The sequence below is a fragment of the Lentzea sp. NPDC042327 genome, from assembly GCF_040647275.1.
Classification (GTDB): domain Bacteria; phylum Actinomycetota; class Actinomycetes; order Mycobacteriales; family Pseudonocardiaceae; genus Lentzea.
This window is the reverse complement of record NZ_JBEZBX010000003.1, coordinates 172,355-184,559: the sequence shown is the minus strand read 5'-3', so window position 1 is coordinate 184,559 and position 12,205 is coordinate 172,355. Positions and strand designations below refer to the sequence as shown.

At 71.7% G+C, this 12,205-nt stretch carries 12 protein-coding genes; 2 read left to right on the top strand and 10 right to left on the bottom strand.

Features of this window, described 5'->3' with window-relative positions:
• The first annotated feature begins 166 nt into the window (after nt 1-166).
• Both acnA and AB0A63_RS08665 read left to right on the top strand, forming a co-directional pair.
• Nucleotides 167-2,977 carry an aconitate hydratase AcnA gene (gene acnA, locus AB0A63_RS08670; protein WP_360387138.1) on the top strand — a complete coding sequence of 937 codons (2,811 nt, stop codon included), beginning with the start codon at nt 167-169 and terminating at the stop codon, nt 2,975-2,977.
• Nucleotides 2,978-3,120: 143 nt separating this feature from the next.
• A complete protein-coding gene (locus AB0A63_RS08665) occupies nt 3,121-3,546 on the top strand; it encodes a DUF1761 domain-containing protein (RefSeq protein WP_360387135.1) in 426 nt (141 codons plus the stop codon).
• On the opposite strand, the gene AB0A63_RS08660 is transcribed toward AB0A63_RS08665, so the two are convergent.
• The 10 genes from AB0A63_RS08660 to fmt all read right to left on the bottom strand — a co-directional run bounded on the left by AB0A63_RS08660 (nt 3,543) and on the right by fmt (nt 12,203).
• Nucleotides 3,543-4,187: a dihydrofolate reductase family protein gene (locus AB0A63_RS08660; protein ID WP_360387133.1), complete on the bottom strand. Its 645-nt coding sequence runs from the start codon at nt 4,185-4,187 to the stop codon at nt 3,543-3,545. The genes AB0A63_RS08665 and AB0A63_RS08660 overlap by 4 nt on opposite strands.
• A gap of 71 nt (nt 4,188-4,258) precedes the next feature.
• Nucleotides 4,259-4,696 (bottom strand): PH domain-containing protein, encoded by a 438-nt coding sequence (locus AB0A63_RS08655; RefSeq protein ID WP_360387131.1) that lies wholly within the window; start codon nt 4,694-4,696, stop codon nt 4,259-4,261.
• A complete protein-coding gene (ribH, locus tag AB0A63_RS08650) occupies nt 4,693-5,190 on the bottom strand; it encodes a 6,7-dimethyl-8-ribityllumazine synthase (RefSeq protein WP_360387128.1) in 498 nt (165 codons plus the stop codon). Before ribH ends, AB0A63_RS08655 begins: the two co-directional genes overlap by 4 nt.
• Nucleotides 5,187-6,449: a bifunctional 3,4-dihydroxy-2-butanone-4-phosphate synthase/GTP cyclohydrolase II gene (locus AB0A63_RS08645; RefSeq protein WP_360387125.1), complete on the bottom strand. Its 1,263-nt coding sequence runs from the start codon at nt 6,447-6,449 to the stop codon at nt 5,187-5,189. The genes ribH and AB0A63_RS08645 overlap by 4 nt, the downstream gene beginning before the upstream one ends.
• A complete protein-coding gene (locus AB0A63_RS08640; RefSeq protein WP_360387122.1) occupies nt 6,446-7,066 on the bottom strand; it encodes a riboflavin synthase in 621 nt (206 codons plus the stop codon). Before AB0A63_RS08640 ends, AB0A63_RS08645 begins: the two co-directional genes overlap by 4 nt.
• A gap of 8 nt (nt 7,067-7,074) precedes the next feature.
• Complete coding sequence (gene ribD / locus AB0A63_RS08635) at nt 7,075-8,058, bottom strand: bifunctional diaminohydroxyphosphoribosylaminopyrimidine deaminase/5-amino-6-(5-phosphoribosylamino)uracil reductase RibD (RefSeq protein WP_360388348.1); 984 nt, start codon at nt 8,056-8,058, stop codon at nt 7,075-7,077.
• A 14-nt stretch (nt 8,059-8,072) separates the two neighbouring features.
• Nucleotides 8,073-8,723, bottom strand: coding sequence for a ribulose-phosphate 3-epimerase (gene rpe / locus AB0A63_RS08630; protein WP_360388346.1), 651 nt, complete (start codon nt 8,721-8,723; stop codon nt 8,073-8,075).
• Nucleotides 8,724-8,749: 26 nt separating this feature from the next.
• Entirely contained in the window at nt 8,750-9,250 is a 501-nt protein-coding gene (locus AB0A63_RS08625; RefSeq protein WP_360387119.1) for a flavoprotein, read from the bottom strand.
• 255 nt (nt 9,251-9,505) lie between these two features.
• Complete coding sequence (locus tag AB0A63_RS08620; protein ID WP_360387116.1) at nt 9,506-10,942, bottom strand: RsmB/NOP family class I SAM-dependent RNA methyltransferase; 1,437 nt, start codon at nt 10,940-10,942, stop codon at nt 9,506-9,508.
• A 334-nt stretch (nt 10,943-11,276) separates the two neighbouring features.
• Complete coding sequence (fmt, locus tag AB0A63_RS08615) at nt 11,277-12,203, bottom strand: methionyl-tRNA formyltransferase (RefSeq protein ID WP_360387113.1); 927 nt, start codon at nt 12,201-12,203, stop codon at nt 11,277-11,279.
• Nucleotides 12,204-12,205 lie beyond the last annotated feature (2 nt).

Here is a 12,205-nt window from a genome sequence, read left to right as displayed (position 1 = left end):
GGCGGCGTCGCCCTCCGCGCCGCGCGGGTGAGTTAGGACAACCTGGGTTGAAGCGGCTTACAGGACAAGCGTACTGTTTGGGGTCGAGGGGCAGTGGTCGACCGGTTGAGGAAGACTCTCCCCGTACCCGAACTGACCACCGCGCTGTCACCAGATGGAGTTGCACGTGACCAACAGCCTGGACAGCTTCGGCGCCCGCGGCACGCTCAACGTCGGCGACGCCTCGTACGAGGTGTTCCGGCTGAGCGCCGTGGAGGGCGCGGAGCGTCTGCCGTTCAGCCTGAAGATCCTGCTGGAGAACCTGCTGCGGACCGAGGACGGCGCGAACATCACCGCCGACCACGTGCGCGCTCTCGCCAACTGGGACCCCACCGCGGAGCCCGACACCGAGATCCAGTTCACGCCCGCGCGCGTCGTGATGCAGGACTTCACCGGCGTCCCCTGCGTCGTCGACCTCGCCACCATGCGCGAGGCCGTCACCCAACTCGGCGGCGACGCCGAGAAGGTGAACCCGCTCGCGCCCGCCGAGCTCGTGATCGACCACTCGGTCATCGCCGACATCTTCGGCCGCCCGGACGCGTTCGAGCTGAACGTCGACCTGGAGTACGAGCGCAACCGCGAGCGCTACCAGTTCCTGCGCTGGGGCCAGACCGCGTTCGACGAGTTCAAGGTCGTCCCGCCCGGCACCGGCATCGTCCACCAGGTCAACATCGAGCACCTCGCTCGCGTCGTCATGGTCCGGGGCGGCCAGGCGTACCCGGACACGCTGGTCGGCACCGACTCGCACACCACGATGGTCAACGGCATCGGCGTGCTGGGCTGGGGCGTCGGCGGCATCGAGGCCGAGGCCGCGATGCTCGGCCAGCCGGTCTCCATGCTGATCCCGCGGGTCGTGGGCTTCAAGCTCTCCGGTGAGCTGCCCCCCGGCGCCACCGCCACCGACCTCGTGCTCACGATCACCGAGATGCTGCGCAAGCAGGGCGTCGTCGGCAAGTTCGTCGAGTTCTACGGCGAGGGCGTCGGCGCGGTGCCGCTCGCGAACCGCGCCACCATCGGCAACATGTCGCCGGAGTTCGGCTCCACGGTCGGCATCTTCCCGATCGACGGCGAGACCATCGACTACCTGCGCCTGACCGGCCGGTCCGAGGAGCAGATCGCGCTCGTCGAGGCCTACGCCAAGGAGCAGGGCCTCTGGCACGACCCGTCCCGCGAGCCGGTGTTCTCCGAGACGCTGGAGCTCGACCTGGCGACGGTCGTCCCGTCCATCGCCGGCCCGAAGCGCCCGCAGGACCGCATCGAGCTGACCTCCGCCAAGGAGGCGTTCCGCCAGGCACTGGGCGCCTACGTCGCGCACACCGACGGCCAGGAGCTGTCCGGCGTGGACGAGGCCGTCGACGACACGTTCCCGGCCAGCGACCCGATCGCCGTCCACGAGGGCGAGAACGGCTCCGGCACGCCGAAGGTGGTCCACACCGCCGCGGAGGGCGCCACCGGCCGGGTGTCGAACCCGGTCAAGGTCTCCCTCGACGGCAACGAGTTCGAGCTGGACCACGGCGCCGTCGCGATCGCCGCGATCACGTCGTGCACCAACACCTCGAACCCGTCCGTGATGCTCGGCGCGGCCCTGCTCGCGAAGAAGGCCGTCGAGCGCGGCCTCGAGCGCAAGCCGTGGGTCAAGACGACCCTGGCGCCGGGCTCGAAGGTCGTCATGGACTACTACGAGCGCGCCGGCCTCATGCCGTACCTGGAGAAGCTCGGCTTCCACCTGGTCGGCTACGGCTGCACCACCTGCATCGGCAACTCGGGCCCGCTGCAGGACGAGATCTCGGCGGGTGTGCAGGAGGGCGACCTCGCGGTCGTCTCGGTGCTCTCGGGCAACCGCAACTTCGAGGGCCGGATCAACCCGGACATCAAGATGAACTACCTCGCGTCGCCGCCGCTGGTCGTGGCGTACGCGCTGGCCGGTTCGATGGACAAGGACATCACCACCGAGCCGCTGGGCACGGACACCGAGGGCAAGCCGGTGTACCTGTCGGAGATCTGGCCGTCGCCGGCCGAGATCGCCGAGGTCATCTCGACCTCGATCTCCGCGGAGGGCTTCACCAAGGGCTACACCAACGTGTTCTCCGGTGACGAGCGCTGGCAGTCGCTGCCCACGCCGACCGGCAACACGTTCGAGTGGGACGCCGAGTCCACCTACGTGCGCAAGCCCCCGTACTTCGAGGGCATGGAGATGGAGCCGAAGCCGGTCACCGACGTCGCGGGCGCCCGCGTCCTCGCGCTGCTGGGCGACTCGGTCACCACCGACCACATCTCCCCCGCCGGTTCGATCAAGGCCGACTCGCCCGCGGGCAAGTACCTGACCGAGCACGGCGTGGAGCGCAAGGACTTCAACTCCTACGGCTCCCGCCGCGGCAACCACGAGGTGATGATCCGCGGCACGTTCGCGAACATCCGTCTGCGCAACCTCCTGCTCGACGACGTCCAGGGCGGCTTCACCCGCAACTTCCTGGAGGCCGACGCCCCGCAGACCACCATCTACGACGCGTCGGTGGCCTACGCGGAGGCGGGCGTCCCGCTGGTCGTGCTGGCGGGCAAGGAGTACGGCTCCGGTTCGTCGCGCGACTGGGCGGCCAAGGGCACCTCGCTGCTCGGCGTCCGCACCGTCATCGCCGAGTCCTACGAGCGCATCCACCGCTCGAACCTGATCGGCATGGGCGTCCTGCCGCTGCAGTTCCCGGCCGGCGAGACCGCCGCGTCGCTGGGCCTCGACGGCACCGAGACGTTCGACTTCACCGGCATCACGGAGCTGAACAACGGCACCACGCCGTCGACGGTGCACGTGACCGCCACGAAGGCCGACGGCGCGAAGGTGGAGTTCGACGCGGTCGTCCGCATCGACACGCCCGGTGAGGCGGACTACTACCGCAACGGCGGCATCATGCAGTACGTGCTGCGCAAGATGGTCCGCAGCTAGGTTCTGCCGCCGGACCAAGACCGAAGGGCCGTTCACACCCCGGTGTGGGCGGCCCTTCGGTGTGCCGCCCGGACCGCACAGCGGTAACGGTGGCGCCCGGGAGTGCGATGCCAAGACACCCTGACACCCGCGGGAGACCTCACATGAGCCTGAGCGTGCTCGGCGACCTCAACTGGTTCGCCGTCGTCGTCGCCACCGTCGCGTACTACGGGCTGGGCGCGATCTGGTACGCCGAGTTCGCCTTCGGCAGGGCCTGGCGGCGGTCGCTGGGCTGGGACCTCACCCCGCCCGAGCGCATCGGCTCCAGCGTCTACACGATCCCGCTGGCCACCTGTTTCGCCGCGACGCTGGCGGTCGCGATGGTCGCCGCCGCGTCCGGTACCGACGACGTGCTGGAGGGCTTGCTGCTCGGCCTGGTCGTGGGTGTCGGTGTCGCGTTCCCGGTGATGTTCGTGGGCGGGGTGTTCGACACGACGAAGCCCGCCCCGAAGGCCTCGGTGGCCATCGGGGCGGGCTTCCACGTCATCGGCCTCGGGCTCGTCGGAGCGATCCTGGGCCTGTGGCGTTAGCGGCGCCAGAACAGGTGGTGCACCACACCGCTCGGGCTGGGCACCACGTCCAGGTGGTAGCGGTCGAGCAGCTCGTCGGGCGAGTCCCACAGCCGCAGCCCGTCCCCCAGGCTCACCGGGGACACGGCGACGTGCAGCGTGTCGACGAGACCCGCGTCGAGGAACCGGCGGATGGTCGTGACGCCGCCGCCGAGCCGGACGTCCTTGCCCTGTGCGGCCTCCCGCGCCTGCTCCAGCACCGCCGCCGGGTCACCGCCGACGAAGTGGAACGTGGTGTCCGAGAGCGTGATGGACGGCCGTTCGTGGTGGGTCAGGACGAACACCGGGGTGTGGAACGGCGGCTCGTCGCCCCACCAGCCCTGCCACTCGTGGTCGGTCCACGGTCCGCGCTGGTACCCGAACTTGTTGCGGCCCATGATCTCCGCGCCGATGTTGTTCGTGAAGTCGCGGGTGAGGTAGTCGTCCAGGCCGCGGCTGCCACCGGGCTCGGTGCGGTTGGGCCAGCTCGCCGTGGCGCCGGCCCAGCCGAACAGCTTCCCCGCGTCGGGCAGGCCGAACGGGTTGTCGAAGCTCTGGTGCTCACCGGCGGCGACCCCGTCGCTGGTGACGTTGAAGTTCTGCACTCGCAGCAGCTGTGCCACGTGTTCCTCCAAGTTGTGCCGACGTCGACCGGGTTGACTCGCCGAGCCGGCAGAACTCATCGCCTCGGGCGCTACCGACCGGCCTTGTGCAGCTCGCGCAACGCGCGCACGGACGTGACGGCGTAGTCGCGGTCCACGGCCTGCACGGCCATGATCGAGATGTACTCGTCCTCCGGCAGCTCCAGCCGGGCCCACGCGGCACCGTCGGGGAAGCTGATCGCCAGCACGTCACCCCACGCGAAGCGGTGCGACGTCACGACGTTGCGGATCTCGATGCCGATGGCGTCGGCCCTGACCCGCGGCCGGGTCAGCAGCAGCACACCGCCGGCGAGCAAGAAGCCGAGCACGATCATGGCGACCTGGTCGGAGGTCCGGAAGATCACGCCGGTCGGGGTGTTGCCCAGCAGCAGGCCCACGACGGTGAACACGACCACCAGGCCGACCGCGCACGCCCACGCGACCTTGCGGATCTTCTTCGGGCGCAGCACCACGTCGGTCGCGGTCATCATTCGAAACCCCGCTCGGTCCAGGGCTGGCGCAGGCCGCGCAGCACCAGCGCGGTGTCGATCGCCGCCACGGTCGCCTCGTACCCCTTGTCCTCCACCGAGTCCGGCAGCCCGGCACGGGCCAGCGCCTGCTCCTCGGTGTCCGTCGTCAGCACGCCGTTGCCCACCGGCGTCGACTCGTCGAGCGCGACGCGGGTGAGCCCGTCGGTCACCGAGTCGCACACGTACTCGAAGTGCGGGGTGCCGCCGCGGATGACCACGCCCAGCGCGACCACCGCGTCGTGGTGGCGGGCCAGCTCCTGCACCACGACGGGGAGCTCGATCGCCCCCGCCACGCGCACGACGGTCGTGTCGGCGCAGCCCGCGTCCTCGGCGGCCCTGAGGGCGCGCTCGACGAGCTGGTCGGTGATCTTCGTGTGCCAGCGCGTCGCCGCGATCGCGACGCTCAGGCCCCTGCCGTCGAGCTTCGTCTGCTCAGGACGGCCCTCGCCGCTCATTCCTGGTCCTCCGTAGCGGAAACAACGGCCTCGTACTGCTCCAGCTGGGTCAGTTCGTGGCCCATCCGGTCGCGCTTGGTGCGCAGGTACCGCAGGTTCTCCGGGTTCGGGGAGATCGGCAGCGGCACCCGGTCGAGCACGCGCAGACCGTATCCGGCCTCCAGCCCGACGCGCTTGGCCGGGTTGTTCGTCAGCAGCCGCATGGACTTGATGCCGAGGTCCACGAGGATCTGCGCGCCCGTGCCGTAGTCGCGGGCGTCGGCGGGCAGGCCCTGCGCGAGGTTCGCGTCCACGGTGTCCGCGCCCTGGTCCTGCAGCTGGTAGGCCTGCAGCTTGTGCATCAGGCCGATGCCGCGGCCCTCGTGCCCGCGCATGTACAACACGACACCGCGGCCCTGTGCGGCCACGGCCTCCATCGCCGCGTCGAGCTGCGGGCCGCAGTCGCAGCGCAGCGAGCCGAGCACGTCGCCGGTGAGGCACTCGGAGTGCACGCGCACCAGCACGTCCTCGCCGTCACCGATCTCGCCGTAGACGAGCGCGACGTGCTCGATGCCGTCGAGCAGGCTGTCGTAGCCGAAGGCGGTGAACACGCCGTGCGCGGTCGGGATGCGGGCCTCGGCGGCGCGCACGACCTGGGTCTCGACCCGGCGGCGGTACGCGATCAGGTCCGCGATGGTGATGATCGCCAGGTCGTGGTCGGCGGCGAAGACCTCGAGCTCGTCGCGGCGGGCCATGTCGCCCTCGTCCTTCTGCGACACGATCTCGCAGAGCACGCCCGCGGGAGAGAGCCCGGCCAGGCGTGCCAGGTCGACGGCGGCCTCGGTGTGACCGGGACGGCGCAGCACGCCACCGGCCTTGGCGCGCAACGGGACCACGTGGCCGGGCCGGTTGAAGTCGGTGGCCTTCGAGGTCGGGTCGGCGAGCAACCGGATCGTGCGGGCGCGGTCCGCGGCCGAGATGCCGGTGCTGACGCCCTCACGCGCGTCGACCGTCACCGTGTAGGCGGTGCCGCGCGCGTCCTGGTTCGTGTGGAACATCGGCGGCAGGTCGAGGCGTTCGCAGTCCTCCTCGGTCAGCGGCACGCAGATGTAGCCGGAGGTGTAGCGGACCATGAACGCGAGCAGCTCCGGCGTCGCCTTCTCGGCGGCGAAGATCAGGTCGCCCTCGTTCTCGCGGTCCTCGTCGTCCACGACGACCACGGGGCGGCCCGCCTTGACGTCGGCGACCGCCCGTTCGATGTCAGCGAAGTCGGTGTTCACTGGGTCTCCTCGCCCGCGATGGCCCGCAGGTGCGGGACGGCCAGTCGTTCAACGTACTTCGCCAGCACGTCGACCTCCAGGTTCACGGTGGAACCCGGCGACCGGTGCCCGAGCGTGGTCAGCTCCAGCGTGGTGGGGATGAGGCTCACCGTGAACTCGTCCTCGGCGACCGTGACGACGGTCAGCGACACGCCGTCGACCGTGATCGAGCCCTTCTCCACGACGTAGCGGGCGAGCTGGGGCGGCAGTCCGATGTGGACGATCTCCCAGTGCTCCGCCTTCTCCCGCGCGAGGATCGTGCCCGTGCCGTCGACGTGGCCCTGCACGATGTGGCCACCGAGGCGCTGGCCGACGGCGGCCGCGCGCTCCAGGTTGACCCGGTCGCCCTCTGCGACCTTCGCGAGGCTGCTGCGCACGAGGGTCTCGCGCATCACGTCGGCGGTGAACGTGCCGTTCTCCACCTCCACGACGGTGAGGCACACGCCGTTCACCGCGATGGAGTCGCCGTGCTTCGCGTCGCTCGTGACGATCGGCCCGGAGACGCGGATCCGCGCCGCGTCTGGCAGGTCCTGAACCGCGACCACGTGGCCGAGTTCCTCGACGATCCCGGTGAACACCGCTCCTCCTAAGTCTGCGGAACCGCGCTGATCCGCAAGTCTGGTCCGCTCATGGTGACGTCTTCCACGGTCAGCCGGACAGCGTCCGTGATGGTCGACACGCCCGCGTCCACCACGGCCGCGGGCCCACTGCCCAGCAGCGCGGGTGCGACGTAGGCGAGCACGCGGTCGACCCGCCCGGCGCGCAGGAACGCCCCCGCCACCGTCGGACCGCCCTCCAGCAGCACGTCCACCACACCCCTCGCCGCCAGTGCGCCCAGCACCTCGTCCGGGTCGTGCGTGCGCAGGTGCAGCGCGGTGTGCCGGAGCGCGGCACCGGCCGGCAGGTCGCTCATGCCCACGACCACCGGCAACGGCTGGTGGGGCAACAACATTCCGTCGGCGTCGCGAGCGGTCAGCGCGGGGTCGTCCGTGCGGACCGTGGTGGTGCCGACGACGATCGCGTCGAGCTTCGCGCGCAGGTCGTGGACCTCCTTGCGGGAGGTCTCGGAGCTGATCCAGCGGCTGGTGCCGTCCTGGGCGGCGATCCGGCCGTCCAGCGATGCCGCGTACTTCCACGTGACGTGCGGACGGCCCGTGCGCGCATAGTGCAGCCACGCGCGCAGCGGGCCCTTGCTGACCTCGTCGGCGAGAAGGCCGCTCTCGACCGTGACGCCGGCCTCGCGCAGCCGTTCCGCACCGCCCGCGGCCCTCGGGTTCGGGTCGGTGACGGCGTGGACGACGTGCTTGATGCCCGCCTCCAGCAGCGCTTCCGTGCACGGACCGGTGCGGCCGTGGTGTGCGCACGGTTCGAGTGTGACGACTGCGGTGCCACCGCGCGCCCTGGTTCCCGCGTCCTTGAGCGCCATCACCTCGGCGTGCGGTCCCCCGGCGGGTTGCGTGCCGCCGAACCCGACCGCCTTGCCGTGCTCGTCGAGCACGACGCAGCCCACGGGCGGGTTGGGGCTGGTGGTGCCCCGCACCCGCTCGCTCTCCGCGACGGCGAGCGCCATCGCGTCCTCCGGCGTCACCGGACGCCGGCTGCCTGGGCGCGCAGTGCCTCGACGGCCTTGCCGGGGTCGGCGGCGTCGTACACGGCGGAACCCGCGACGAAGCAGTCCACACCGGCCTGCGCGGCCTGCTCGATGGTGTCGGCGTTGATGCCGCCGTCGATCTCCACGACCAGCTTCAGGTGGCCGGTGTCGACGAGCCGGCGCGCGGTCCTGACCTTGTCGAGGACCTCCGCCATGAACTTCTGGCCGCCGAAGCCGGGCTCGACCGACATGACCAGCAGCGTGTCGTAGTGCTTGAGCACCTCGACGTAGGACTCCAGCGGGGTGCCCGGCTTGATGCTCAGACCGGCCTTGGCGCCGGCGGCCCTGAGGTTCTTGGCGAGCGCGACCGGGTCGGCGGCGGCCTCGGCGTGGACGGTCACGTTGTGGGCGCCCGCCTCGGCGTACCCGATGGCCCAGCGGTCCGGGTCCTCGATCATCAGGTGGCAGTCGACCGGGATGTCGGTGACCTTCAGCAGCGACTTGACCACGGGCAGGCCCAGGGTCAGGTTCGGCACGAAGTGGTTGTCCATGACGTCGACGTGGATCCAGTCCGACGTGGGCACCGCGGCGAGCTCGTCGGCGAGCCGGGCGAAGTCGGCGGACAGGATGCTGGGGGCGATCATCGGCGTGTGGACCACGAGGGTGGAGTCTAGGTGTCCAGCAGGTCGAGCAACCTGCCGGGCGGCTCGTCTGAGACGACCACGACACCCGCTCGCGTGAGGGTGGTGACGTGCGTCTCCCACATCGGGTGACGGCGCTTGTCGGCGTTGGCCTGCGGCATGACGACGACCTTGCAGCCCTCGACGCCCATGGCCTCGTTCACCGCGGTCAGCGCCTGGTTGTCGCCGATGCCGAGGGCCAGCTTCGCCACCGAGTTCGCGCTGGCGGGGGCGAACACGAACGCGTCGGGCGTGGGGTAGGGCTTGGGCTGGCCGGGCAGCCGCGGGTGCCACCTGACCTCCAGGTCGGTGAGCTCCTGGAGCTTGCCGAGCTCCCCCGCCTCCTCGAACCACGGGACCACCGCCGGGGTGAACGTGATGGCGAGCCGCCAGCCCCGTGCGACCGCCGGTTCGGCGAGCCCGGTGCGGAACCAGGACTCCACACCACCGCAGGCGGAGGCGACCAGACCGAGCAACCCGCGTGTCGTCACGACCGCGATGGTAGGCGAGGCCCGGTCTGCCGGCGGCGGGCCAGCCGGGCCTGTCCCCTCGCCGCTGCAGGTGCGGGCGCCGGGTGTGCGCGGTGGGCAACCGGTTCGGCTCGCCGGCGCGGTTGCACGTGCTGAGGGCCTGCGGCCTGCCGGGGGCTTTCACTCGAACCGGTGAACCTCTGCTCGGTGCGCCCTCATGCCGGTCGACGGGGTCCGGAACTGTCGGACCCCGTCGCTAACGTCGTTCCCGAGCGCTCAGACAGGACGTCGCAGCACCGCGCAGAACATCGCGTCCGTTCCGTGCAGGTGCGGCCAGAGCTGGACGTGCGGCCCGTCCCCGAGATCCGGCATCTCGGGGAAGAGCGTCCGGGTGTCGAGCTGTTCCGCTCCGGTCCGCCGGGCGACGTCCGCCACCACCCCCACGGTCTCCGAGAGATGAGGTGAGCACACGACATAAGCCACGACTCCGCCAGGACGCACCAGCCGCAACGCCTCGGTGAGGAGCTCGCGCTGCAGTTTCGTGAGCTGGCCGACGTCGGCGGGCTGGCGCCGCCACCGCGCCTCCGGGCGCCGGCGCAGGGCACCGAGACCGGTGCAGGGCGCGTCGACGAGCACGCGGTCGAACGCCCCTTCGACGAAGTCGGTCTCGCGGCCGTCGGCCACCTCCACGGTGATCGGCAGGCCTGAGGTGATCTTGCGCACCAGCTCCGCGCGGTGGGGTGCCTTCTCGACGGCGATGAGCTCACCGCCTTCCAGGCCGACCAGTGCCGCGAGCAGCGCTGCCTTCCCTCCCGGGCCGGCACACAGGTCGAGCCACCGGTCGTCGGTGCCTTCCAGCGGCGCACGCGTCAGGGCCAGTGCGCAGAGCTGGCTGCCCTCGTCCTGCACGTTCGCCAGACGCTCGCGAACGGGTTCGAGGTCAGCCGGGTCTCCGGCCCCCGGCTCCAGGTGCACGCCGTAGGGCGAGTAGGGCGCCACGTCGCCGCCGGTGATGGCGGCGAGCTCGTCGGCGCTCACCTCGCCGGGGCGTGCCACCAGGTGCACGGCGGGCCGGGCGTCATCGGCCTCCAGCGCGCGCCGCAGGGAGTCGTCGCGGCTGCCCAGCGCCTCGGCGAAGGCCTGCGCGATCCACCGCGGGTGGGCGTGCGTGAACGCCAGGTTGCCGATCGGGTCGGTGTCCGGGTCGGGTGCGAGCTCGTCGACCCACGCCTGTTCGTCCTGCTCGGCAATCCGGCGCAGCACGGCGTTGACGAAGCCCGCGATGCCGGAGCCCAGCTCGGCGCGGACGAGGTCGACGGTGGACGCCACGGCCGCGTGCGACGGGATGCGCGTGCGCAGCAACTGGTACGCGCCCAGCCGCAACGCGTCGAGCGCCGACCCGTCCACTTCGGACAGCGGCCGGTCCGAGCACGCCTCGATGACGGCGTCGAGCAACCCGCGCGCCCGCGAGGCGCCGTAGGTGAGCTCGGTGGCCAGCGCCGCGTCGCGCCCGGTGATCCGCCGCTCCCGCAGGAGCTGCGGCAGCACCAGGTTCGCGTACGCGTCCCGCTGCCGCACCGCGCGCAACGTCTCCAGCGCCGCCAGCCGCGCCGGGTCCTCCACCGGCGGCCGCGCCGGTCCGGTGCGCCGCCGCGGCGGGTGCGGCCTGCGCGGCCCCGACGGCTTGGACGCTCCTCGCGAGTAGCCGGTCATGCGCTGCGCTCCATCAGTCCGGGCCTCATCACTTCGACTTCCCCTGCTCCGGCACGACCACCGCGCCGGCTTTCCGTGCCGACCCACAACCGACCGGACACACCACCAAACCCAAACCCCGCGGCACTTCCGGGTGCCAACGGGCCCACCCCACCACGACCATCCGCCCCGCGCTCGCTCGCAACGCCGACACGCCGCAGCCCCACGACGGCCGACGACCGCACCCCGGCCGCCTCGACCCGCGCGGCAGAACCACCCGCGGCCTCCGCAGTCCGGTGTCCCGCACCGCACCCGTTCACCGCACCGTGTCCGCTCACCACACCGCGCCGCGCGCTCATGCGATGCGCTCCCCGGCTTCGATGCGCACGCCGCGGGCCCAGTCGGTCGCCGCCATGCGCTTCTTGCCCTGCGCCTGCACCTCGCCCAGTGCCACGGCGGTGGTCGCGGTGCCAACGAGCACCCGCTTGCGTTCGACGACGATCTCGCCGGCGGGCAGCGTGACGTCGTCCACGGGCGTGACGGGTCCGAGCTTGAGCCGCTCGCCGCGGAACTCGGCCCACGGGCCGGGTTCGGGTGTGACCGCGCGGGCGAGCCGGTCCAGGGCTGCCGCAGGGGTGGTGAAGGCGAGGCGCGCGTCCTCGACGGTGATCTTCGGGGCGTACGTCACGCCGTCGGCGGGCTGCTCGACGGCGCGCAGGGTGCCGTCCTCGATGCCGTCCACTGTGGACAGCAGCAGGTGGGCGCCGGAGACGGAGAGCCGGCCCAGCAGGTCGCCGGAGGTGTCGCGGGGCTTGACCTTCTCGGTCACCACGCCGAAGACGGGGCCCGCGTCGAGCTCCTTGACGATGCGGAAGGTGGTGGCGCCGGTGATGTCGTCGCCGTTGCGCACGGCGGCCTGCACCGGGGCGGCACCGCGCCAGGCGGGCAGCACGGAGAAGTGGAGGTTGACCCAGCCGAGGCGCGGGACGTCGAGGGTGCGCTGCGGCAGCAGGGCGCCGTAGGCCACGACCGGGCAGAGGTCGGGTTCCAGCGCGCGCAGGCGGTCGAGGAAGTCGGGGTCGCCCGCCTTGGCCGGCGTCAGGACCTCGATGCCGTGCTCGTCGGCGAGGGTGGCGACCGGGGAGCGTTCCAGCCGTCGGCCGCGGCCGACGGGGGCGTCCGGGCGGGTGACGACGGCGACGACGTCGTGGCGGGAGGAGTCGATGAAGGCGCGCAGCGAGGGAAGTGCCACCTCGGGCGTGCCTGCGAACACGAGGCGCATGG